This window comes from Rhodoplanes sp. SY1 (genome assembly GCF_046000175.1).
Taxonomy (GTDB): domain Bacteria; phylum Pseudomonadota; class Alphaproteobacteria; order Rhizobiales; family Xanthobacteraceae; genus Rhodoplanes.
Map to the genome: position 1 here is coordinate 1 of NZ_JBEOMB010000296.1, position 945 is coordinate 945.

Annotated in this window: 1 protein-coding gene; it reads left to right on the forward strand. The window is 61.5% G+C overall.

What is annotated here, in order from left to right:
• Positions 1 to 945 (forward strand): class I SAM-dependent methyltransferase (locus ABTU92_RS29230; RefSeq protein WP_408095059.1); only part of this gene is annotated, 945 nt, incomplete at both ends.

Below are 945 nucleotides of genomic sequence, written 5' to 3' on the forward strand. Positions count from 1 at the left end.
CAATTCGGCACGGCACCGACAAATGGGGGCAGCATTTCTACACGCCGATCTACCACACCCTGTTCTCACATTTGCGGGACAAGCCGGTCCGACTGCTGGAGATCGGAGTGGGTGGCTACGGTTTCGAATCGGTTGGAGGCGCGTCGCTCGCGATGTGGGCCAGTTACTTTCTGGCTGGAACGATAGTCGGGATCGATATCGCCCAGAAGACTCTGGACCTCGGTCCTCGGGTGCACCTTCGCCAGGGCTCACAGAACGATGCGATCTTCCTCCAGCAAGTCTCGAAGGAGTTCGGACCGTTCGATATCGTCATCGATGACGGAAGCCACATGCCGGACGACGTCGTCGCCAGCTTCGAGGCGTTGTTTCCGCTGCTGGCGCCCGAGGGCTTTTACGTGATCGAGGACATCCAGACATCGTACTGGCCTCAAGTGAGCGGGGCCGGCGTGGACGGCGGTAAGGTGCTTCAGCGCGCACGGCAGGTCATGGATAACTTGAACCACGCGGAGATCGGCCTCGTCGTTCCGGACTTCAAGGCACCCGCAACAGCAAAGTCGATTCGAGCCCTCCACGCCTTTCACAATATCCTGGTGTTCGAGAAAGGCGACAACAGCCAGCCGTCGAACTTCGCGTACACCTTATCGAATCCGCGTGCGGCACAGGCGGTCCGGGTCATCCAGCAGGAGCTCGCCAAGGCGCCGACTCCCGCGGGCTACGCCAGTCTGATCGACCTGTACAAGATGGCCCGCGAATTCGAACTCGCGCGACAGACGATCGACCGCGCACTCCAGCTCTGGCCGAACGACCCGCATGTGCTCGTGGCTGCGCTCGGCGTCGCGGATACCGGCAATGACGACAAAGGTTTCGTGACTTACGCTCGGCAGATACTGGCGCTCGAGCCGAGCAACGCCGCGCTCAAGGATGCCCTCGACGGGCGGCTCGCTA